Raw genomic sequence first — 23,345 nt, 5'->3', positions numbered from 1 at the left:
TTACGGTAAAAGCGTGAGACAGCTCCAATTAATGGAGAGAATTTACGATGCCACCATTATGGGTGTTGCGAGTAGTTATCAATCACTCTGGAATTTACTTAATGAGCAGTTCAAAAAGAACTCGCTCTATCAGTTCAAGTGCGAGAAATATCACTTTGATACGCCATTTATCTCCCCGTTATCTTTTTAAACTGGGTTATTTCGTGGGCTCGCTCTCATTTTCAAGAATGCCACCCAGCAGCGCCTGATAGCGCTCCGGGGTATCCACATCAAACAGGATGGCGGGGCTGTCAACGGGCACCATACGGTGCGGATGCCCTCGCAACCAGCGTCGTACCGACGGCTGCACCGGGGCCGCTGCCAGCTCGCGGGCAAGGGATTTGGGCAGCAACACCGGATGGCCCGCCTCCCCCTGCCAGGTGGGAAAGAGAGCCTCACAACCCCGAGCCTGCCAGATCTGTTGATAGACCTCGCGCGGGATACAGGGGAGATCCCCGTGGCTGATAAAGAGGTAGTCAGCGTCACTGGCCGCCAGGGCGCAGCGGATGGAGCTGCCCAGCCCCTGCCGATAGTCGGGGTTGTGGACGACAACAATATCCGGCCGTGATCCGTAGCGCGCTTGAAGTTCCTCGCCACGATGGCCCACCACCAGAATAACGCGCTGACAAAAAACCAGGGCATTTTTTAGACTTGCATCAAGCATTGTCCCCTGGCAATAAGGTAGCATCATTTTCCAGGTACCCATTCGGGAAGATAAACCCGCCGCCGTTATTATACAGTCACAATGCTCTTGTTCCTGGCAACGTTGTTTTCCACTCCCTTCGATATTTATTTTGGTCGTCATTATGTCGCTACCACACGTTGTTGCTGTCGCATTTCCAGATATAGATCCGCTATTAAACTCGCTCACCAAAAATATTGATAGCCATACCACCTTAATTAGCCTCTGCGGGGCCGGTGGAAAAACCAGCACCCTGTTCTGGCTGGCGGAATATTTTTATCAACAGGGTAAAAGGGTGCTAATTACCACCACCACCCGGATGTTTCTGCCTGCCCCGTCACACTATCGGGAATTGATCCTGGAAGCCGATCCCGTCCGCCAGTTGACCCGCTGTCAGGCGCTACCGGATGGCCCGGCGCTGGTCGCCCTTTTCAGCCATATCGATCAGGCCAGCGGCAAGGTGGCGGGTCCTACTCCCCAGCAGATTGATCTCATCAAGGGACAGCAGCGCTTCGATCTTATCCTGGTCGAGGCGGATGGCGCCCATCACAAGTTATTGAAAGTGCCCGCTTTGCACGAACCTTGCATTCCCCAGAGCAGTGATTGGGTGATCGCCCTGACGGGCGGCGCCATGGTGGGGGCCAAGGCCGACCCGCAGCAGATCCACCGCTGGGCACAGCTTCAGGCACTGTGCGGGATAGAGGCCGGTGACCCCCTCGACTGGGCCCTGTATAACCAGCTGATCTCCCACCCCGAGGGGCTGTTCAAGGGCACCCCGGCCAGGGCGCGCCGGATCTGGTTTATCAATGGGGATTATCAAAATGAGGCGTCGTGGCTCGATGAATTGATAAAGCTGCATAGCTGCCACCCCGAGATCTATGCCATCTGGCAGGGGGCGGTTCGCGAGCCACAGCCCATTCGCCACGCACTCGGTTACTTCGCTCTGGATGAGGCACAGCCGCCTCGCCCATGATGGTTTAAGGATAAGAAGAGGTACCTTATGAATCTGTTTGCACACGCAGCCCGACTGGAACAGGAGAACACTCCGTTTGCCATGGCCCAGATCATCGAGAGCCGCGGCTCCACCCCGCGCCATCAGGCCCAGATGCTGGTAATGGCCGATGGCCAGATCCTCGGTACCATCGGCGGCGGCATGATCGAACGGCTGGTGATCGAGGAAGCGATGGCCGCCATTGCCGAACGCAAGCCGCGCATCTTCCATGGCCGGATGGCTCGCAACGGCGAGCATGCGGTGGGGTCGGACTGTGGCGGCGCCATGTCGGTCTATATCGATGTCTACGGCCTGCGCCCCCGTCTGGTACTGATCGGCGCCGGCCACGTCAACCGGGCTGTGGCCCATGCTGCGGCGCCGCTCGGCTTTGATGTCCATGTAGGGGATTGCTTCGAGGGGAGCCTCAACCCTGACCTCTTCCCCGCCGGTACCCATCTGGTGCAGGCCGATACCATCAGCGCGGTGATCGATAAACTGGCCATCGAGCCCGCCAACTTCGTCATCATCGCCACCAACCATCAGGACAAGGAGGCACTGGATCGGCTCATCAGCCGTCCCCTCGCCTATCTGGGGCTGCTCGCCAGCAAGCGCAAGGTGCAGACCTTCACCCAGGCACTGCGCCAGCAAGGGGTGAGCCAGGAGCAGTTGCAGCGGCTGCACGCCCCCATCGGCTACAACATAGGTGCCGAGACCCCCGAGGAGATCGCCATCAGCATCCTCGCCGAGCTGCTTCAAGTGAAAAACGGCAAATCGGGTGGGCTAATGCAGGATGACGTGCGCCTCAAGCGGGATCAACTGGTGGTGATGCGCGGCTCCGGCGATATCGCTACCGGGGTGGCGCTGCGCCTGCACAATGCCGGCTTCAAGGTGGTGATGCTGGATCTCGACAAACCCACGGTGATCCGCCGCACCGTCGCCTTCGCGCAAGGGATGTTTGATGGTGAAACCAGCGTCGAGGGTGTGCGCGCCAAGCGGGTCGAGAGCGTTGAGCAAGCGTTCGAGCAGCTGGATCGGGGCATCATTCCGCTGCTGGTTGACCCCGACTGTGCCACCCTCGCCGAGCTCAAGCCCCGCTATCTGGTGGATGCCATCCTCGCCAAGCAGAACCTCGGCACCCACAAGGAGATGGCCCCCATTACGGTAGCCCTCGGCCCGGGCTTTGAGGCGGGGCGCGACTGCGATGCGGTGATCGAGACCAACCGTGGCCACCATCTGGGGCGGGTTATCTATCAGGGCCCCGCCCAGCCCAATACCGGTATTCCCGGGGTGATCGAGGGATACTCTGCCCGCCGAGTGGTGCGCGCCCCCGCCCCCGGGGTGATGAAGAGCCTGCTCAAGCTCGGCGATCTGGTGCAGGAGGGAGATGTGATTGCCCATGTGGGGGATGCCCCCATTATCGCGCCGCTCTCCGGCATGGTGCGGGGGCTGCTCAGCGATGGCATCGAAGTGCCGGTCGGCTTCAAGATTGGTGATATAGACCCGCGTGGTGAGCGCGCCGATGCCACCACCGTCTCTGACAAGGCACGCGCCATCGGCGGCGCCGTGCTGGAGGTCATGATGCATCTGGCCCAGCGCCGATAACGGCTCTTCGCGTCCCTCTTCAGCACCAAGTTCAGCACCAAGCAAAAGCCCCACCATGATGGTGGGGCTTTTTTCGGCCTGTCGGTTGATGCAGCTCCTTTACATCAGGAGAACCTGCATCACGACCGGGTTCGTTGCAATCGCCAGGCTCGCACCGCCAGCACAACCAGAGTGATGGCGGTGAGCGGCAATACAAAACCGGTTAGCGCTGCACTGAACTGACCTTGCAGCGGACTGGATGTGGCGTGGAGGATCAGCCAGCAGGTGTAGCCGATGTAGTAGGCCAGAAACAGCGCCCCTTCCCAGCGGGCGATGGTGTAACCGGTAAAGAAGATGGGCAGGCAGGCAAGCGCCACCGCAATCATTACCGGAATATCGAACTGAAGGGCGGTGGCCGACACTTCAAGCCCACCGGGAGTGACGATGGAGGTGAGCCCCAGCACGCAGAGGATATTGAAGATATTGCTGCCCACCACGTTCCCCACAGCGATATCCCGCTCCCCGCGCAGGGCTGCGACGATGGAGGTCACCACTTCGGGCAAGGAGGTACCGGCCGCCACTATGGTCAAGCCGATGATCAGATCGCTCACCCCGAAGTAGTGTGCAATCTCAACCGCACTGCCAACCAGCAGGCGGGAGCCGAGGATCAGCAGACCCAGACCTGCGGCAATAAAGAGCAGATTGCGCAACCAGTTGCCCGCCGTACTCGCTTCACGGGTACCAAACTCCTGCTCATACTCCGCCTGCACCGCTTTGTTTTCCCGTCGACTCTGGACAAAGAGAAACCCGGTGTAGGCGATGATGCCGGCAAACAGCAGCGCCCCTTCCAGTGGTGCAATACGGCCATCGTAGCCCAGCAACAACACTAGAAAAGAGACCACTATCATCAAGGGAACGTCGAGACGTACCAGTTGCTGGGAGACGGTCAACGGTACGATCAGTGCCGAAATACCTAAAATAAACAGCACGTTGAAAATATTGCTGCCGACCACGTTTCCCACTGCGATCCCTGCCTGCCCCTCGAGGCCAGACTGGATGCTCACAGCCAGCTCGGGAGCACTGGTCCCAAAGGCCACTATGGTCAATCCCACCACCAGTGGCGATATCCCCATCATGGTGGCGAGGCGAGATGCGCCCCGCACCAGAGATTCGGCCCCCACCACCAGACACACCAGGCCTACAGCCAACCACACCAGCGTCATCATACGGTCTCATCCTTGCCGTTAGGTTCGTTGAAATAATCACAATAAATCAGATACCTGTGCTCCAGCACAGTCAAACCATGCCATTGTAACGAGGGGTTGGTCCCCTGTCGCGGGCTCTTTTGAGTGCCGTTTATCGTGCCACTGGCAGCCCAGTCACCACTCAACCATGCTTGATGCGAGTCTCCCCCGCCACCGACACCACAGAGCGCTTGCCCTTGCGGCTGATGACGAGAAGCGCCAGCACGATAAGGGCGATACCGCTCCCCTCCACCGGCCCCGGATTTTCACCAAGCAGCCACCATGAGAGCAGCACGCCGCTCACCGGCACCGCCAGGGTGCTGAGGCTGGCGATCCCTGCCGGCAGCTTTTTCAGTACGAACAGCCAGAGGCTCCAGGCCAGCGCCGTGGCGAAGATGGCGCTGTAGGCGAGCGCGCCAAACACATAGGGCTGCCAGTCGATGGGTCGCTCCGGCACCAGCGCCGCCACCACGGCCATCACCAGGGTGGCGTAGATCATCTGCCAGGTGGTGAGGGACATCAGATCCACCGCGGGATGGCGGGCATACATCCGCTTGGCGATGATGGCGCTAATCCCCCAGCAAATGCCGGAAGCAATCCCCAGCAGCGCACTCTTCATGGAATCCAGATGCAATTGCCAGGGCTCGATCACCAGCAGCAGCCCGCAGGCAGCCACCCCGACTGCCAGATAGTGGAGCTTGCGCATCCGCTCGCCGAGAAAGAGCGCCGCGAAGATCACCACCCAGAACGGCATGGTGTAGCTCAGAATGGCCACCTTGCCCGCACCGCCGCTGATCAGCGCCCACTGGGCCAACCCCACCATGCCGCAGGTCTGGAACAGAGCGATGGCGAGGGTATAGCGAAACGGGGTGGGTTTGAGATAACGGCGCCCGCGCAGGGCCAATACCAGCAGCAGAACCAGAGATCCGCACAGGCAGCGCAGGGCGGTGAACTCGAAGGCCCCCGCGTAGAGCATCACCTGCTTCATCACGATCCAGCTGTAACTCCAGATGGCGGTGAGCAGGACCAACCCCCCCAACGCCGCCATGTTCAACTTGCTATTCATTATGCTGCCTTGTTGCTGCGGTCGATACGTCCGCCATTCGGGGCGCCATCTTACACCTCTGCCGCCCCCCTGCCCACCGTGGATAAGAGCTGGCCGGCCCATGCTTCCCCTCTGCCAATCCCTGACACCGGCCAACAGAAAGGGGGCCTTGGGCCCCCTGTTTGCAACCATCAAAGACGAGGCTACAAGCTGATCAGGGTGCCGGTCTTGCCGGCAATGCCGTCGGCGGCCTTCTCCAGCAGGGTGATGAGGGATTTGCGCCCCGGCTGGGATGTCGCAAACGAGAGCGCCGCCTCCACCTTGGGCAACATGGATCCCTTGGCAAACTGCCCCTGTGCGATAAAGCTGTTGGCATCGGCCACGCTCAGGGTATCGAGCCACTGCACCTCGGGCTTGCCGAAGTTGATGGCTACTTTTTCTACCGCCGTGAGGATGATCAGCATGTCGGCGTCGATAAGCTCCGCCAGCTTGGCACTGGCCCAATCCTTGTCGATCACTGCGCTGGCGCCGCGCAGGTGATTGCCCTCCCGCAGCACCGGAATGCCGCCGCCCCCGACGGTGATCACCACCTGACCGGCAGCCAGCATGGCAGAGACGGTCTCTTTCTCGATGATGTCGACGGGTTTGGGGGATGCCACTACCCGGCGATAGCCGCGACCGGCATCCTCTTTGAGCCGCTCCCCCTTGGCCATCAATGCTTCGGCCTCCTCCTTGCTGAAGAAACCGCCGATGGGTTTGCTCGGGTCGAGGAAGGCGGGATCGTTTTTATCCACCTCCACCTGGGTCACCAAAGTGGCAACCGGCTTGTGAATACCACGCGCCAGCAAGGCCTCGCGCAGGGCGTTTTGCAGGTCATAACCGATATAACCCTGACTCAGGGCCACGCAGACCGACATGGGCAGATGGGGCGCCTTGGAGTCATGACGGGCCGCCACCTCGAACGCCTGCTGGATCATTCCCACCTGCGGGCCGTTGCCGTGGGTCACCACCACCTCGTGCCCCTGGGCGATCAGGTCGGCAATGGTGCCCGCCGTGCTCTGCACCGCTTTCATCTGCTCGGGCAGGTTGTTGCCCAGCGCATTGCCGCCAAGGGCCAGTACGATTCTCTGTTTCATCTTGTTATCTCCAGTGATGGGACAAGCCGGCGCGATACCGGCCCACCTTTCGTTGTTCACATAACCTTGCTGCTCTGCGTGTTTCGAACGGATTGTCAGCCTGCCACCGCGGGGCAAGGCCAGTGCAGATCCGGCGCCAAGGCCGGGTCAAAGGGCGCTCTGGCCAGAAAGCGGCCGTGACCACGGCGCCCCAGAAACTCGCCGTCGCGAGCGACTATCTCGCCGCGACTGAGGGTCATCCTGATCTGGCCGGGACAGCGCATCCCCTCGTAGGGGCTGTAGTCACCGTTGTCATGCAGCGCGGCATGGCGGATCAGGGTCTCGCCACGGGGATCCATCAGCACCAGATCGGCATCAGACCCCGCTTGCAAGTTGCCCTTGCGCGGCCAGAGGCCAAACAGGCGCGCCGGGTTGGCGCTGGTGAGGGCCACGAAGCGGGACGGCGAGATGCGCCCGCCCAATACCCCGTGGGCAAACAGCAGCAGCATCCGGTTTTCGACCCCGGGCAAGCCGTTGGGGCAGCGGCTGAAATCGCCGCCCGAGAGGGTCATGCGCTGGGCGTGGGAGAAGTTGCAGTGATCGGTCGCCACCGTGTCGATGTCGCCCGCAGCGATACCGACCCACAGCTTGTCCTGCTCGCGGCGCGAGCGCAGCGGCGGGCTGAGCAGATAGTCGACCCCGTTCTCCCGGTAGTAGCAGGAATCATCCAAAAGCAGATATTGCGGGCAGGTCTCCACCCAGACTGGCTGACCCTGACGGCGCGCCAGTTTCAGATACTCCAGCCCCAAGCCGTTGGATAGATGGACGATATAGAGTGGCGCATTGCCCGCCAGCCCCGCCAGATTGATCATCCGGGCGATTGCCTCCGCCTCGCACTCGAGCGGGCGGCTTTGCGGGTGATACCAGGGCTCATGATGGCCAGCGGCGAGCAGGGCCGCCCGGCGCGCCGCGATGGCGGCATCATTCTCGGGATGGACGGTGGCGAGCGCCCCCACCTCTTTGAGGCGGGCCAGGGCGCGCAGCACGTCATGATCCCCCAGCTTGTACTGGTAGGTGAGATAGAGCTTGAAGCTGCTGATCCCCTCCTCCTGCACCATGGCGGCCATCTCGTGGAGGATGGAGTCATCCACATGCTGGATCACGCCGTGAAAGCTGTAGTCGATCACCGCCTGATCGGCGGCGTAATCGTGATAGCGGGCCAGCTGGTGATGCAGATTGCACCCCGCCGGGCCAAATCCCATGTGGTCGATGATGGTGGTGGTGCCACCACAGGCGGCGGCACGGGTACCGCTGAAAAAATCATCGCAACTGCGGGCAATCCCCACATCGATGTTGAAGTGGGTGTGGACGTCGATGCCACCCGGCATCACATAGCAGCCGCTGGCATCGATCACGTCGGTCTCGCCATCGGGCTGGATAGCGGCGGCTCGCGCGCGGATCACCCCGTTATCGATCAGCAGATCCTGACGATATTCACCCTGTGCATCGACCAGCACACCGTTTTTGATCAGCCGTTTCATCCCCACCACCTCGAATGCATTTTGCCTTCAAACAGCAAGGCCCCGCCTCAATGGAGACGGGGCACTTGCCACACTTGCGACAGCCGGGCGGCGATGGCAGTCACCACCCGGCAGACCCCTTACTTGTCCAGCTCGGCCAGATAGAGCATGGGGATCACGGCGTACATGGCGGCGCACTTGACCAGATGCTCTTTCCAGGTCTTCTCGTTCGGGGCGTGGGCCTCCGGCTCTTTACCCGGGCCAAAACCGATCACCGGAATACCGTGGCGACCCATGATGGAGACCCCGTTGGTCGAGAAGGTCCACTTGTCCACCACCGGCTCCTTGTTGAACAGCTCGCGATAAGCCTTGGAGAGGGTTTTGACGGTGATGTGATCCTCTTCCACCTTCCAGGTCGGGAAGTAGCACTCGGTCGGGTAGACCAGACCGGTATAGGCCGGACGGTCGTACTGGTACATGGAGACCTCGGCACCGGCGGCTTGCACCGCAGGCAGGGCACGGATCTCGTCGAGCGCACCTTGCCAGGTCTCGCCCCAGGTGAGGCGGCGGTCGATGGAGACGGCGCAGCTGTCCGCCACGGCGCAGCGGCTCGGTGAGGTGAAGAAGATCTCGGAGACGGTCAGGGTGCCCTTGCCGAGGAAGTCGTCATTGCCGAGGTTGTGGCTCAGCTCCTGCAGCTCGCCAAGGATGGGGCCCATCTTGAAGATGGCGTTGTCACCGCGCTCCGGTGCGGAGCCGTGGCAGCTGACCCCCTGCACATCGATGCGGATCTCCATGCGGCCACGCTGGCCACGGTAGATCTGGCAGTCGGTGGGTTCGGTACTGACCACAAACTCGGGGCGGATCTTGCTCTGCTCGATGATGTACTGCCAGCAGAGGCCATCGCAATCCTCCTCCTGTACGGTACCGGTCACCAGCAGGGTGTACTGATCTTCCAGCCCCAAATCCTTGATGATCTTGCCCGCATAGACCATGGAGGCCATGCCGCCTTCTTGGTCAGATGCGCCACGACCACCAATGATCTCGTGATCTTCCATCCCCTCATAGGGATCGAAGGTCCAGTTGGCCATGTTGCCGACGCCCACGGTATCGATGTGGGCATCCATGGCGATCAGGTGCGGGCCGTGGCCGATATAGCCCAGCACGTTGCCCATGGGGTCGATCTCGACCTTGTCAAAGCCAACCTTCTCCATCTCCTGCTTGATGCGCAGCACGACGCGCTCTTCATCGCAGCTCTCGCTCGGGATGGCGATCATGTCGCGCAGGAACTGACTCATCTCGGCCTTGTACTGGTAGGCCTTCTCCAACACCATTTCAAACGGAATTTGCTTGCTCATTGTGATTCTCCATAACAACTGAGAGTGCGCGGCCTGTTCGTCGGCAGCGCCCTGTGCCCGTTACCGCACCCCGTTGGCGAGGCGCGATCAATGCTTCAATTCGTGTCTCTGCTCTCGCAGGGATTACTCACAGCCGGGGTTAATCGCAGGCAGGATGTTTGCCTTCCCACACAACTTCCCGGTAGTGGGTCACATCGGTGTCCCCTTCGGTGTTGATGATCAGCACCACGGAGTCGCGACTTAGCCCGAGACGTTCCATCAGCGCCGCGCGATCCGGGTGGTGACGCACCGCCGCCAACACGCCGGTGCCGACCGAGCCGGATTCACCGGAGATGATGCGGGGGTCATTGCCAAGAGGGTTGCCAAGCACTCGCATGCCCAATGCCGACACCTTGTCGTGACAGGAGATGAACTGGGTGGTGCAGCTTCTGAGCAGCGGCCAGCCGAGCGGATTGGGTTCACCGCAGGCGAGACCGGCCATGATGGTGCGCATGTCGCCCCCCACGTTGACCATCTCCCCCGCCACACCGGAGCGGAAGATGCAGTCGGCCTGATCCGGTTCGACCACGATACTGTGCAGGTTTTTCGCCCCGAAGCAGTCCACCAGATAACCGAGCACACCGCCCGCCAGCGCACCAACGCCAGCCTGCAGCAACACGTGGGTCGGCTGCTTGATGCCCATGGCCTGCATCTGCTCGACCGCTTCGTCGGCCAGGGTGGAGTAACCCTGCATGATCCAGGTCGGGATCTTGGTGTAGCCCTCCCAGGCGGTGTCCTGAACGATGTGCCAGCCGCGCTCTTCGGCCATCTTCATGGTCAGGCGCACGGTGTCGTCATAGTTCATGTCGGTGACGATGCACTCGGCACCGAGATTGAGGATGTGGTCAACCCGCTCCTGGGCCGAGCCCTTGGGCATGTAGACCACCGCATGCTGACCCACCTGTTTGGCGGCCCAGGCAACGCCACGACCGTGGTTGCCATCTGTGGTGGTGGCGAATGTCATCGGCTCCTTGATGGTGCGTTTGATGAGATCGAAGGAGAAATCTTCGATGGCCACCCCGTATTTCTCACAGAGCAGGTTGGCGATGGCATAAACGCCACCCAGCATCTTGAAGGCATTGAGGCCAAAGCGCTTTGACTCATCCTTGACCAATATATTTTTCACCCCGATATAGGCGGCCAGATCTTTCAGGTCGCACAATGGGGTCGGCTCATAACCGGCCAGTTTTTTATGAAAAGCGCGAGCCTTTTGTGCTTCGGCGCGAGAAAACAGCGGAGATGGCTCGGCGGTAAAAAAGCGGTTATCGGCAATATCCATCTTCAGCGAAAATTGGGACATGCTTACCTCACTAGGCGTTACCTGACAAAGAGCTGCCTCGCCGGGAGATCCGTTATTCAGATACCACGGAGAGAAAACTCAAAATAATGGGTTCGACAGTGTGGGCAGGATGAATCTTCACCCTGCCCTGCCGTTATTTATTTCACCCGCTTTTGCGCCTCTTTAATCAGATTTTCCAGGGTTTCTGCCGGGGCGGAGAATTTACGGGCCATGATCATGGCGGCGATAATATAGGGCTTCCAGCTCGCCTCTTTGTAGGTGGCGATACGGTATTTCTCGAATACCCCTTCGGTTACTTCGCCCTCCTTGCAGGAGACGCCGGAAATATCGGCCGGCAGGCAGTGCATATAGAGCGCCTCGCCCCCCTTGGTGAGCTTCATCATCTCCTCGGTGCAGTGCCAATCCTTGTGCTTGGCGTTCTGCTCAAGGCAGTGTTTCTCCAGCTCTTTGAGACCGGCGTGGTCATTGGCACGCAACAGCTCGGTACGCTGCTCCATCACCTTGTAGGGAGCCCAGGACTTGGGATAGACGATATCGGCATCCTTGAACGCCTCTTCCATGGAGGTGACCTGACGGAAGCTGCCGCCGGAGGCCTTGGCATTCTCCTTGGCCACTTCGATCACGTCCGGGATCAGGTCATACCCCTCCGGGTGGGCCAGGGTCACGTCCATACCGAAACGGGTCATCAGACCAATGATGCCCTGGGGCACGGAGAGCGGCTTGCCGTAGCTGGGGGAGTAGGCCCAGGTCATCGCAATCTTCTTGCCCTTGAGGCTCTCCAGACTACCGAAGTGCTCCTGTAACCAGGCGAGATCAGCCATCGACTGGGTCGGGTGATCAATGTCGCACTGCAGGTTGACCAGCGCCGGACGCTGGGGGAGCACCCCCTTCTCGAACCCTTCATCCAGTGCGGCGCCCACTTCGCGCATATAGGCGTTACCGGCACCGAGGAACATGTCGTCACGGATCCCGATGGCATCGGCGCAGAAGGAAATCATATTGGCGGTTTCACGGACGGTTTCGCCATGGGCGATCTGGGATTTGCCCTCGTCCAGATCCTGCTGGGCCAGACCGAGCAGGTTCAGCGCAGAGGCGTAAGAGAAGCGGGTTCGGGTGGAGTTATCGCGGAAAACCGAGATACCGAGCCCGCTGTTAAACAGTTTGGTGCAGATATTTTCGGCGCGCAGGGTCTTGAGGGATTCGGCCAGTTTCAATACCAGCTCCAGCTCCTGAGGGGTTTGCTCCCAGGTCAGCAGAAAATCTTTTTCATGCAGGTTGGATTTGAGTGCTCTGATCTCTTTGATTAATTCGTTAACTGCTTTCATCGTTCGCCCCAATCATTGGATGAGATATGGATAGCTCCCCTTTCACTCACGATGTCACCAGCATCCCGGTTGTGGGTGAGCGCGTCGGTTAGCGTCGATATGAGGCAATCAATAACCATGCCAAACCAATAAAATGCAGGCAGATATTAATAAATGGCGAAAGTGTGTGATGTCACCCACAAAATCAGCGGCTATTTCAGCGATTTAATCCATAAAAATGTGCGCAGATCAGCCAAGCCATAAAATAGCAAGGTGATAATAATCAAAGGCGATATCTCGACGTCGGTGAGAATTATCATCAAAGGTCAGTTTCAGGGGCTGAAATGATATCAGCGGGGCGACAGTTATCATTATGATAATGCCCGCAACACCTTTTCTCTTGGAATGATCTCTCCAGCGTTGACACTGCTGCTATCTCGCTTCCCCTGCACTCCCGTATCGCCTCTCGCCTTATCTTCCGGCCACATCGCTGGGCGCGGTTGGCCCAAGGTGCTAACGTGAATACGCCAGCTGCGCATCTGTCTCGGATGCTCAGAAGAGCCCGACGTTCACTGCCGCAACTGCGCGGAAGAACCTGCATGACTTACATCTTTGAGGGATTATCTATGTCCAGGAATGCCGCTCTGCTCATCACCCTGACCCTGCTCGGGATCGCCCCTGCCTACGCCATCAGCGCCAAATATGCCGAGCAACTGGAGCGATCCGGTTGTACCCAGGTTACCGAGGCGCAGGGCTGTGACATTCACAAAACCAAAGCGGAAAATGCCAAGGCGGGATTTGGCACGGCTGCCCCTGCGGCGGAGGGCGGTCTGAATCTGAGCTATGAGCAGAAGCTGGAGCGCTCGGGTTGCACTCAGGTGAGCGAGCTCAATGGCTGCGATATCAACAAAACCAAGGCTGAGAACGCGGCTGCCGGTGTTGGCAATGCTCCGGCCGCGGCAACCAGCGGCAGCCCCTATACGGGCAACTGGATCGCCACCTTCCCCCAAACCGGCGCCACCGTGGCCAATATCCGCATCGATGGCAAGGATCAGGTGTGGGTCAACGACAAGAAGGTCAATGCCAAAAAATCCGATGGCGCGCTGGTGTTCAAGGATGGCATGGTCATCTATACCATTCAGGGGGATCGCCGCATCAAGGGTGAAGATGGCTGGGTCGATAATGATGCCGGCACCAAGGGGCCCATCAACGCCAAGTAAACAGCTGACCACGAAATGACGGGGAGCGCGGGCTCCCCGTTTCACTCCTGATGGCCCATCGCTTCCAATGACCAGCTCCGCCAGTGAGGGGCCAGAATCAATACCTCCTGCTCCAGCCAAGTCCCGTCTGTGATCAGTCTATCGAGCCAGGGAATGCCTGCTAACGCGCCATGACCATCGACCTGATCAGCCTGCATCGTCACACGCCAGGGCACCTTGCCACTGTCCATCGCAAAGGTGCGTACCGGACGGGCATAGTGATCCAGATAAGGTTGCAACTCACAGGGAAGCCAGAGCATGGCCGGTCGATTTAGCTCGCGCGCCAGCTCGATGGCAATATCGATACCCCGTTGATCGAGATCGCCAAAATGGGCCCACTGCACGCCCGCAGGCAGCAGCGGGATCAGCTGTTTGGCCAGGGTGGTATTGCGACCGGGGGCAAAAAGCAGCAGTTGCCCGGGTTGCAGCGGGTAGTCGACAAAGGCCCCCTTGTTCTCCACCGTAATGACCCGATCCCCTTGCCAGCCGATGGCCGCCAGCGTGCCCAGAGTCCGCTCCGGCAACGCCAACTCCCCCAGCAGCACCATCATTGCCGTCATATCGTGCTGCTGACCCTGCCGATCGACCAGCGAGAACGGTTCGAGGGTACGGATGCGGATCACCTCATCTTGCGTGAGCGTCAAGTCCGCAAGCATTGGCGCGGCAAGGGGGGCTGACCGCGGATGCTTGCTATCCCCATGCCAGAGGGCATAAAAGCTGGCCTGATTAAGCCGTGCAGGCAAACTCACTCCCAGACGTCGCAGCTGCTTACGCTTGTCCGGTTCGGGGGGCGCTGCCCGAGCCAGTTGTCCGGTCAGATAAGCCCGCCCCGCGTTGGTCAATATATGACGGGAACTGCGCCCAACTGACTCGACTCCGCCCACAGCCTGCAGCAACTCCTTCAACTCGCGGCCATGCCGACTCTCAAGGGAGCAGCCCTTCTCGTTCTGGCTATCGAGCAACCGTGCACACAAATCCTGTACCCGCACCTCATTAAACAGCGACATCATCACCTCTCCATGTGGCTTCATATGACGAAGTAGAGGTGATTTTCCCTGTCATTACCGTGACCGGCTTCGCAAGCGGTTCTTATCAGCCCCGCCATGCATGGCCCGTTACTGGTAAACCCGCCACAAAGGGCGCAAGCTGGTTTGATATAGAGATACGCTGCGCTCTTCGCGGCACGACAACGCGATACCCGCTTTCACAAGGGCTTGCCATGACCGACGCCACAGACCCATCGCCATCCTCTTCCTGGCATCTTTCGGATATCCGCGAGCTGGCGCACCTGCTGACTCTGGCGCTGCCCGCCGCGGTAGAGATCACCGAAGCGGTACATCAGGCGGTACTGAGCGGTATGGGGCTCAAGGGACGAGATGAGGGAAAAACAGCCGGGATCACCGGGCTGGTCTACAAGGGGGTACATGGCACCGCCAACACCCTGGGCAGCGGCATCAACCAACTGCTCAGCCGCCTGCCAGCCACTCCGCCGCCCCACCAGATCCCCGAAACCCCGAAACGTGCAGCCCTGATCGCCACGCTCAACGGCGTATTGGGGGACAAGATGGTCGATCACCACAATGCCCTCGCCACCCCCATGACACTGCGCTATCAGAGCAAGCCCCTCGATTGGCAGGCGATGCCAAAGGATCTACCCCGCGAGGGACGGGTGCTGCTGATGATCCATGGACTCTGCATGAACGATCTGCAGTGGCAGACCGAGCATCAAGGCAAGCCGGTCAATCACGGAGAGCAACTTGCCAACGCGCTTGGCTATCAGCCTCTTTACCTGCGCTACAACTCGGGCCTGCCCATCGCACAAAACGGGCAGCAACTTGCTCTGTTGCTGGAGCAGTTGCTCGCCCACTGGCCGGGAGAGCTCAAAGAGATAACGATAATGGGCTATAGCATGGGGGGACTGGTTGCACGCAGCGCCTGCCACCATGCCGGCGTGGCCGGGCTCACCTGGCCTGCGCACCTTGCCAACCTGATATTTCTCGGCACACCACACCACGGCGCACCGCTCGAACATGCAGGTCACTGGCTGGAACAGTTGTTGCCCGCTACCGCCTACAGCGAACCCTTCGTCAGACTGGCGCGGCTGCGCAGTGCAGGCATCAAGGATCTGCGCCACGGCAAGGTGATCGACGAAGTGGCCCAACCCGACCCCGCCGTGCCCTTGCGCGATCCCCGCGTTCCACTCCCCTTACCCTGCAGCGTCAACTGTTATGCCATCGCCGCGACCACTGCCGCCAAGCGCAGCCTGCTGGCCGACCGGCTGATTGGCGATGGACTGGTGCCGCTACGCAGTGCCCTCGGTCAGCACAACGAAGCGCGCCATCAGCTGGCTTTTCTTCCTGCCCATACCCTGATTGTCTATCGCACCAGCCATATGGCCCTGCTCGCCAACCCGCAGGTTGGCCAGCAACTGCTGCGCTGGCTCAGCCCCTTGCAGTTATAGCGAACTGGCTATTAAAGCAACAGAATGCTGGTTCACAAAGGAGCCCTGTGGCACTCTGGGACGTCAAAGGGAAGACCCACACTGACACTTGATGTGTCCCCACTGCAAAGGAGCGCCACCGATGGCCAAAGCAAGCAAAAAAGAGATCAAGAAGAAGATCGCCGCTCGTCTTGAGAAAATTGCCAAGCATGAAAGCAAGATCAAGAAGCTGAAGAAGGCCCTGAAGTAGGGCTCATTGCATAAGAAAAACCGCCAATAGGCGGTTTTTTCATCCCCCTTTCGCCCCTTTACCATCGTTTTGATACCAATGGCCTTGATGTAAACGCCTCAAGCGCACCTCAGCAGAACAACCCAGCTGAAACCACGCACGTTCTCATCACCGCTATTTGGTCTAACAGCGCCAATCGGGCGCCGCGCGCCCCCTTGTCAGCAACTACCTTCAACGGAGTGTTTGATATGAGCCAGCAGTGGAGCGCCATATGTACTCTTACACCCTCACTTTCAAGGAAGATGTCGATCGCCTGACCGCCCCCGAGCAGGAGATCACCTTGCAGAGCCCCGCTCAGGCGGGGGATTTTGTTATCCTCTCCGACGGCAGCCGCCATCAGGTGATGTTTGTCACCCACCGCGCCCACTACAGCAGCCTCTATCTCGATAAAGGGGTCAGGGTGCCACAGAGTTAGTGGCTATCGCCTTCAATTGATGGGGCTGAGTGAAATATTCACGCCGTTGACATAATAATCATCGCATCATGTCAATGTTCCTTTATCTCTATCACGATATATCTGAGGAAGCGCGATGAAAAAATACAACATTGTCTTATATCAAATTCAATTTATTTAGCCACGAAAAAGCAAATCATACATCACAAAAACGAACCACTATCACTCAATATCATTGACCACACCCTTGGTGCGTTATAACAATTACTTTGCTGAACATATTTATTCGCAAGTCATTATTAGTGATGGAGTTATCACAATGAATAAAGTTATCTTACCCATAGCATTAATTACCTGTGCCACGCTCGCTCACGCAGAGTCCAGCACTATTATCAACGGTCTGGATTTTGGTCCATTAGCTCAGTTGGCTGGCACATGGAAAAGCACCGATGCTGGTGGTGTAGATGTAGCACCCGGCCAGGAGGGTAGCAAAGTTGGCAAAGGGGGGCCGGCAGTGGAACCCTTTTACGAAGTCATTACTTTTGAACCGGCTGCCGATGCTAAAAATGCCAGCGAACAATATCTGGTAGCCATGTATTACAAGCAGGAAGTATTTAGAAAAAGTGATAATGGGAAATTTCATGACCAACGTGGTTATCTGATTTATGACAAGACCAATCAGCTTGTTTACAACTCATACTGTATACCTCGTGCAGTCTGTGTGGTCACTGAAGGCAAAGCGGGTAACAAAATCGAGTTCAAGACGGGCAAGCGCGGTATTGCGGAAAGCAATTATATGACCATTAATGATTCCACCACGGATTTCTCGATGACTCTGGACTTCTCAGAGAAAGATCTCCTCAAATACAGTCAAACCACCAACCTGATGGTGTATGGCAAGCCATTCACACACTCCGATAGTGCATCCCTGACCAGAACCAATTGATGTTTCATGGCCAAGGTATTCATTACCTTGGCTTTTTTATATTCGTCGATAGTCTATCCTGATGGCATCCCTATCCCACTCTGGGTTAAGCACACCGGCATACCAGAGTGTCAGAATGACATCCATCTGATTGTTATGCTTAACAACCTTGCCGCTCTTACAGGCCGAGACCACTTCCAGCCATAACTGCTCGGGATTGATCGGTTTGGTAATATCCTTGTGTGACAATAAATCAATGGCAGCCAACACATATGCTCTGGTTTTGGTCGCAGCTACATAATGAACTGGCATGATGCAACTGATACAACCAAGACTGCAAAGAGTCAAAAAAGTTACCTTTGGATTATTCTTGAATTTCCCTGTACTAATATCATCACCAAATGCTTCAGCAATAGCCATATCCCAAGCGGTGGCATGCCCATAATTATTCTGCACCATCAGATGAACAGCTCTCAGCGCTGCACCACCATATTTACCATAGATAATCATCACTAATCCCTCCGTTTGCCCCATAGTAAGGCCGAACAGGCGAGATAAGCTAAAGTAAATATCAATCACGATCATCGATTTTTTCCATTGATAACAAATCCATTTTTAGCTGAATTAAATATTGATCCATATCAATGTTATATCTTTATCTACCGAAAGGCTGACTGGTCGATGTCAGCCTTCCAATATCATTCATCAACATCCATTTTCGTGTATAAACGGGTTCACCCAGCCTAGAGCACCTCTATTTTTACTTTGATAATCCCGTCGCGAATATTGCCGATGGTGCTAAAGGCAGATTTGGAGAGATCGATAATACGCCCACTTTTAAAGGCGCCGCGGTCATTGACCTTGACCACTACGCTCTTGCCGTTGGCGAGGTTGGTGACCCGCACCATGGAGCCGAAGGGCAATTCCATATGGGCGGCGCTATTGAGGTTGTTGCGATAGATCTCGCCGCTGGCGGTCTTTTTGCCGTGATAACGGTCGGCATAATAGCTGGCGTAACCGGTCTCGCTATAGCCGCGCCAGCTGCCGCCGTGACTCTCGTCATAACGGCTGCTACAGGCCGCCAACAGCAGGCAAAGAGATAACAGCAGCCCTTTCTGGATATGTTGCACCTTTCCCCTCTCCTCTCTTCTTCTTTTCTCTATGCGCAATTTTTCTTCTTCGATACGGCCGGTGACGCTGGCGACACGCTTGCAGGCGGGAGACCTCACCTTGCCATAGCTCCAAGGCACTCATCATGTTACTCGTCTTGTTGTCAGGCAACAGCGACCGCGCGGCTACTTTGCCATATCCTCCATGCAAAAAGGGAGGCAAATGCCTCCCTTTCAACTAGTTACCGGTCATCCTTTGTCGGGATGGGCCAGAGACTTCTCAGGCAATCAGCTTGTCGTCGGCAAAGCCGAAACCGCGCAGGCCCACCACATGTACGTGCTCGTGCTTGCCCTGCACCTTGCGGATGAGCTTGTAGGTGGTGCCCTTCTCGGGGCTGATGTTCTCGGGCGCCGCGATAAGCAGCTGCATATCCTGGCGCTCGCACAGCTCGAACAGGGTGGCGATGGATTTGCCATCCAGACGGGCCGCTTCGTCGAGGAACAACAGGCGGCAGGGGGCGATATCCTTGCCGCGCAGACGGCGGGACTCCTCCTCCCAGCTGATCAGCACCATCAGCAGGATCGCCTGACCGGTACCGATCGCCTCGCCGGTGGAGAGCGCGCCGCTCTCGGCCCGCAGCCAGCCATCGGCCCCGCGCTGCACCTCGATCTCCAGCTCCAGATAGTTGCGATAGTCGAGCAGCACGTCGCCCATCACCTGATAGCTGCGATCTCCCTGCTCGATCTGCGGGTTCAGGCGCTGGAACAGCTTGGCCATCGCCTCGGAGAAGCTGAGCTCCTTGTCGGCGAACAGATCGTTGTGCATGGCAGTTTGATCGGCCAGCGCCGTCAGCAGACGGGTATGGGCCTCGCGGATATTGACGTTGAGGCGCACCCCGCGCACCAGACCGAAGGCGATGTTCTGCAGCCCCTGGTTGAGCACCCGGATGCGGTTCTGCTCGCGGCGGATGATGTTGGTGATCTTGGCCGCCACTTCGTGGGAGGAGAGCGACAGGTGGGTTTCCCGCTGCTTGAGCTCGTCAGCCAGACGGGCCAGCTCGATCTCCATCTCCTCGATCGCCTCCACCGGATCATCGGAGCGAATGATGTCGTTGCGGATGCGATCCTTGAGGTAACGGTAGACCTGCACGTAGAAGGCCACCTTCTGCTCGGTGCTACGGTTGCCCTCAGAGAGACGCAGCGCATCGCGCAGAGCCTCGTCGTGGGCCACCGCCACCCGCAGGGCGCCGAGGGCCTTGTCCGACATGGAACGCAGCTCGTCGCTGTCGAGGTACGCCAGCTCGCGCTTGTTGAGGCGCTTCTCGACGTCGGTCTCCCGCGCCAGTCGCACCACCCGCGACCAGCTCGCCTTGTGACCCACCAGAGATTTACGGGCGCTGTAGTAATCCTTTCCTTCGAGCTTGAGACGGCCACCGAGGGATTCGATCTCGCGCTTGGTGACCTGCAACTGGGCCTCGGCGCTGGTGCGACGGGAACGGGTGCGGATCAGCAGCTCTTCGATCTCTTTCTTGTGGGCGCGCGCCTTCTCTTCCATATCGTCAGAGAGGGTCAGCCCCATGGCCGCCAGCTCCTGCTCGAACTCGGTCAGGGTCTGGCGCTTGGCCTCGACGCTGGAGTTGAGGGCGGTGCGCAGTTGCAACGCTTCGGTGTGGCGCAGGGCAATCTGCTTGTGCTGTTCACCGGCGGTGCGGGCTGCCAGCTCGGCCGCTTTCAGCTTCTCTTTGAGTCGCTCGCTCATCTCGGAGGCCTTGCCCAGCAGGTCTTGCGCATCCTGATAGGCAAAGTGTGGCAGACGGGCCACCAGCTGATCGAGGGCGTAGCAACGGCGCTTCTGCTCGGCCAGCTGGTCGCTCACCTCATCATAGGCTGCCTGCAGCGCGGCCAGATCCTGCGGATCCTGACGCAGCACCTGCACCATGGTTTCCAGCTTCTCCAGCGACTTGCCGTGTTTGGCGATAAAGGCTTCGGCTGTTTTAAGGGCCTCAACGTCGGCATGAGCCGCCTCGAGGCGGGCCGCCAGCTCTGTCTCGGCAAACAGGTGAGCAAAGGGCAGCATGCCCTGCACCAGCTGGATATGGCGAGTCAGCTGGGCGCCGGCAGCTTTGGCCTCGGCCAGCTGCTTGTCGCACTCACCGATGGCACCTTGCAGCGCGCGCAGTTCGGCCTGCTTGGCCTGCACTTCGGCTTCGGGGTCGGGGCGGAAGGCGATATCCAGATGCTGGCCGATAAAGTCGCGGAAGTGACCGTAGAGACGGTGGTACTTCTGCTGCTCAAACGCAGCCTTGGCGTAACCCTCGATCAGCCCTTCGCGCTCAAGGTCGAGCTGCTCAATCCGTTTTTCCCGGGCGGCGCGACCAAACAGCGGCAGCTCGGGGTAGCGGGAGAAGCGCACCTGACGCTTGCTGGTGCGCACCAGCACGGCGTCTCCCAGCTCGTCCGCTTCCACCAGATCCTCGTCAAAGGAGTCGGGGTTGCCCTGAATGAGGTAGATATCTTCAGGGCAATCTTCCAGCTTTTTCAGCCGCTCGATGGCGCCCTCAAGGTCGAGCACCACCAGGGCGCTGCGAGCCGGGCCGTAGAGCGCGGAGTAGTAAGGGGCATCGTCGATGGAGATGTCGTCGTAGACATCGGAGAGCAGCACGCCCCCCACCTGCTCGGCGATGCGGGCAAGACGCGGATCCGCCTCGCCAGCACCCAGCTGCAGGTTGCGAATTTGCAGCTCCAGCGCCTGTTTCTGCGCTGCGATGCGATTGCTCTCCTGCTCGAACTCGCGCTCCTTGTCGAGCACGGTCTGCATGCCGGCCGAAAGCTCTTCAGCGGTAGTCAGCGGCAGACCGCTCTGCTCGCGCAGCTGTTCGAGTTTTTCAAAGGATTTGAGCCAGCGCGGCGCCAGCTTGGTGAGATCGCTGATATCGCGGCCGAGCTGAGAGCCCTGATGCTCGAGGCTGGCGCGGCGCTGGTTCACCTCCGCCTGCTGCTCGGAGAGCTCCTCCTGACGGGTGCGTTGGGCTTCGAGGAAGATCTCCAGCTCATCGCTGCTGGCAATCAGCTGGCCAGAGGCCTGCTGCAGCTCGTCACGCAGCTTGAAGAGATTTTTCTGGCTTTCACTCTCTTTCTCGAGGCGAGCCAGCGCGGCGCGCAGCCCCTGCCCCTGGGCAATACGGGCCTTGTCTTCGATGTGACGCTTGAGCAGCGCCTGCGCGGTGGGCCAGGCGGCCTCGCGCACTGTCTCGGGGGCGATGCTCAAAAGCAGCGCCAGCGCCGCTTCGTGCTCGGCCACTGCAGCCTTAGCCAGCGCCAATTGCTGCTCGGCCCCCAGCACCCGGCTGGTGAGGCTCTGCTCGGCTGCGCGGAACTGGTGCAGGGTGTCGCTCGCCTGTTCGGCAGTCAGCCCCGGCAGCTCGCACTGCTCGCGGGCAGCTTCCAGCGCCTGCACCGCCTGACGGTATTGGATGGCGCGGGTCTGCTGGATATCGAGCGCCTGCTGATAGTCGGCCAGCTGGGTCTTGAGGCTGTCTACTTCTGCCTGCGCCAGCTCCTTGCGCTCTTCCACTTCCAGCAGTTGGCCGTGGATCTCCTCCACCACCGCCTGCTGCTGTTCGAGTTTGTCAGAGAGATCCGCCAGATCGGCGCGGTACATCTCGATCTTCTTCTGCAAGCTGACAGCCGCCATCACCTTGGCCAGATGCTCGGAGGCAGACTCCAGCTCGTCGGTCAGCAGTTTCTCGCGGTTGGTGAGCTGCTCCACCTCGTCGGCCAGATAGATGGCGCGCTGCTTCTCTTCGGCCAGAATGCGGCGCTTGTCGGCCAGCTCCTGGCGCGCCTTGAGGGCCAGCTCGGAGAGGCGGCTCTTCTCGGCGGCATTGCGCACATAGTCCGCTGCCACATAGTGGGTGGTCTCGGTGATCAGGTTCTTGAACAGATCCCGCTGACCTTGCGTCTCCTTGATGGCCTCCAGCGTGCGGCGGTTTTCATAGATGGCCGCCTCCATGTCTGCAAACGCCTTGCGCACCCCGGAGTTCTCCGGCAGCAGGTATTCGCGCAGAGAACGGCTGATGGACGAGGAGATGCCGCCGTAGAGGGAGGCTTCGATCAGGCGATAGAACTTGCCGCGATCTTTTTGATCACGCAGCTTCTTCGGGGTGATGCCGAACTCGAACATGAAGTTGTGATAGTCGGTCACCGTATTGAATTTGGCGACTTTCAGCGCCCCCAGCTCGGCGGCCGCCCCTTTCAGGTCGGTAAAGGCACGTACCCGCCCCTTGCCGCCATCGAGCTTCTCCAGCAGCAGGTCGGTCGGTGCCAGATTTTCCGGCACATCCACCAGCGCAAACGGGGTGATGTTGACCTTGTTGTCGCGGTTGGCCACCTGCTCGAGGTGCACGCCGACCCAGATCCGCTGTTCGCGGCTGTTCATCACTTCCAGCAGGGAATAGCAGTGACCGCGCTGCAGCTTGCCGTAGAGCCCCTTGTCACGGGAGGCGCTGCTCGATCCCGCTTCCGTGGTATTGCGGAAATGGAGCAGTGACTGGTCGGGGATAAGCGCCGCGATAAAGGCCGCCATGGTGGTGGACTTGCCCGCGCCGTTGCCGCCGGAAAGGGTGGTGACCAGCTGGTCGAGATCGAAGGTCCGGGCAAAGAAGCCGTTCCAGTTGACCATGGTCAGGGATTTGAACTTGCCTCGCACCGG

Annotated in this window: 18 protein-coding genes; 6 read left to right on the top strand and 12 right to left on the bottom strand. The window is 59.0% G+C overall.

Features of this window, described 5'->3' with window-relative positions; genetic code table 11:
- Window positions 1-196: 196 nt before the first annotated feature.
- Complete coding sequence (mocA, locus tag G5332_RS01625; protein WP_319920224.1) at window positions 197-844, bottom strand: molybdenum cofactor cytidylyltransferase; 648 nt, start codon at window positions 842-844, stop codon at window positions 197-199.
- A 1-nt stretch (window position 845) separates the two neighbouring features.
- Between mocA and yqeC the strand changes: the two genes are divergently transcribed.
- A complete protein-coding gene (gene yqeC / locus G5332_RS01620; protein ID WP_421249777.1) occupies window positions 846-1,694 on the top strand; it encodes a selenium cofactor biosynthesis protein YqeC in 849 nt (282 codons plus the stop codon).
- Between the two features lie 27 nt (window positions 1,695-1,721).
- The gene (gene yqeB / locus G5332_RS01615; RefSeq protein WP_421311059.1) at window positions 1,722-3,314 is read left to right on the top strand and encodes a selenium-dependent molybdenum cofactor biosynthesis protein YqeB; all 1,593 of its coding nucleotides are present in this window, start codon (window positions 1,722-1,724) and stop codon (window positions 3,312-3,314) included.
- Window positions 3,315-3,433: 119 nt separating this feature from the next.
- On the opposite strand, the gene G5332_RS01610 is transcribed toward yqeB, so the two are convergent.
- The 7 genes from G5332_RS01610 to ygeW form a co-directional block, all read right to left on the bottom strand.
- Window positions 3,434-4,519: a calcium/sodium antiporter gene (locus G5332_RS01610; RefSeq protein ID WP_005360785.1), complete on the bottom strand. Its 1,086-nt coding sequence runs from the start codon at window positions 4,517-4,519 to the stop codon at window positions 3,434-3,436.
- Window positions 4,520-4,679: 160 nt separating this feature from the next.
- Complete coding sequence (locus tag G5332_RS01605) at window positions 4,680-5,603, bottom strand: DMT family transporter (RefSeq protein WP_421249775.1); 924 nt, start codon at window positions 5,601-5,603, stop codon at window positions 4,680-4,682.
- A 182-nt stretch (window positions 5,604-5,785) separates the two neighbouring features.
- Window positions 5,786-6,718 (bottom strand): carbamate kinase, encoded by a 933-nt coding sequence (gene arcC / locus G5332_RS01600; protein WP_421311058.1) that lies wholly within the window; start codon window positions 6,716-6,718, stop codon window positions 5,786-5,788.
- Window positions 6,719-6,813: 95 nt separating this feature from the next.
- Entirely contained in the window at window positions 6,814-8,238 is a 1,425-nt protein-coding gene (gene hydA, locus G5332_RS01595) for a dihydropyrimidinase (protein WP_421249774.1), read from the bottom strand.
- A gap of 119 nt (window positions 8,239-8,357) precedes the next feature.
- On the bottom strand, window positions 8,358-9,575 hold the full coding sequence (locus G5332_RS01590) for a YgeY family selenium metabolism-linked hydrolase (RefSeq protein WP_201973183.1): 1,218 nt from the start codon (window positions 9,573-9,575) through the stop codon (window positions 8,358-8,360).
- 139 nt (window positions 9,576-9,714) lie between these two features.
- Window positions 9,715-10,914 (bottom strand): diaminopropionate ammonia-lyase, encoded by a 1,200-nt coding sequence (gene dpaL / locus G5332_RS01585; RefSeq protein ID WP_421251700.1) that lies wholly within the window; start codon window positions 10,912-10,914, stop codon window positions 9,715-9,717.
- Window positions 10,915-11,051: 137 nt separating this feature from the next.
- Window positions 11,052-12,239: a knotted carbamoyltransferase YgeW gene (ygeW, locus tag G5332_RS01580; protein ID WP_005336811.1), complete on the bottom strand. Its 1,188-nt coding sequence runs from the start codon at window positions 12,237-12,239 to the stop codon at window positions 11,052-11,054.
- A gap of 605 nt (window positions 12,240-12,844) precedes the next feature.
- Between ygeW and G5332_RS01575 the strand changes: the two genes are divergently transcribed.
- Entirely contained in the window at window positions 12,845-13,438 is a 594-nt protein-coding gene (locus G5332_RS01575) for a hypothetical protein (RefSeq protein ID WP_040070009.1), read from the top strand.
- 41 nt (window positions 13,439-13,479) lie between these two features.
- On the opposite strand, the gene G5332_RS01570 is transcribed toward G5332_RS01575, so the two are convergent.
- A complete protein-coding gene (locus tag G5332_RS01570) occupies window positions 13,480-14,484 on the bottom strand; it encodes a Wadjet anti-phage system protein JetD domain-containing protein (RefSeq protein WP_421311073.1) in 1,005 nt (334 codons plus the stop codon).
- A gap of 212 nt (window positions 14,485-14,696) precedes the next feature.
- Between G5332_RS01570 and G5332_RS01565 the strand changes: the two genes are divergently transcribed.
- The 3 genes from G5332_RS01565 to G5332_RS01555 all read left to right on the top strand — a co-directional run bounded on the left by G5332_RS01565 (window position 14,697) and on the right by G5332_RS01555 (window position 17,546).
- Window positions 14,697-15,938, top strand: a complete 1,242-nt coding sequence (locus G5332_RS01565) for an esterase/lipase family protein (RefSeq protein ID WP_421311057.1) — start codon at window positions 14,697-14,699, stop codon at window positions 15,936-15,938.
- 479 nt (window positions 15,939-16,417) lie between these two features.
- Window positions 16,418-16,621, top strand: a complete 204-nt coding sequence (locus tag G5332_RS01560) for a hypothetical protein (RefSeq protein WP_042055946.1) — start codon at window positions 16,418-16,420, stop codon at window positions 16,619-16,621.
- A gap of 298 nt (window positions 16,622-16,919) precedes the next feature.
- Window positions 16,920-17,546 carry a heme-binding beta-barrel domain-containing protein gene (locus tag G5332_RS01555; RefSeq protein ID WP_421249771.1) on the top strand — a complete coding sequence of 209 codons (627 nt, stop codon included), beginning with the start codon at window positions 16,920-16,922 and terminating at the stop codon, window positions 17,544-17,546.
- A 36-nt stretch (window positions 17,547-17,582) separates the two neighbouring features.
- Here the strand turns inward: G5332_RS01555 and G5332_RS01550 are convergent, their stop codons facing one another.
- The 3 genes from G5332_RS01550 to mukB all read right to left on the bottom strand — a co-directional run bounded on the left by G5332_RS01550 (window position 17,583) and on the right by mukB (window position 23,342).
- Window positions 17,583-18,110 (bottom strand): DUF6979 family protein, encoded by a 528-nt coding sequence (locus G5332_RS01550; RefSeq protein WP_421249770.1) that lies wholly within the window; start codon window positions 18,108-18,110, stop codon window positions 17,583-17,585.
- 158 nt (window positions 18,111-18,268) lie between these two features.
- On the bottom strand, window positions 18,269-18,655 hold the full coding sequence (locus G5332_RS01545) for a septal ring lytic transglycosylase RlpA family protein (protein ID WP_162506377.1): 387 nt from the start codon (window positions 18,653-18,655) through the stop codon (window positions 18,269-18,271).
- Between the two features lie 259 nt (window positions 18,656-18,914).
- Window positions 18,915-23,342, bottom strand: a complete 4,428-nt coding sequence (gene mukB / locus G5332_RS01540; protein WP_421259108.1) for a chromosome partition protein MukB — start codon at window positions 23,340-23,342, stop codon at window positions 18,915-18,917.
- Window positions 23,343-23,345 lie beyond the last annotated feature (3 nt).

Origin of the sequence: Aeromonas sp. 603757 (assembly GCF_049171255.1) — a bacterium.
GTDB classification, from domain to species: domain Bacteria; phylum Pseudomonadota; class Gammaproteobacteria; order Enterobacterales; family Aeromonadaceae; genus Aeromonas; species Aeromonas veronii_A.
Note: the sequence above shows the minus strand (reverse complement) of the source record. Positions and strands in the feature narration are given on the sequence as shown.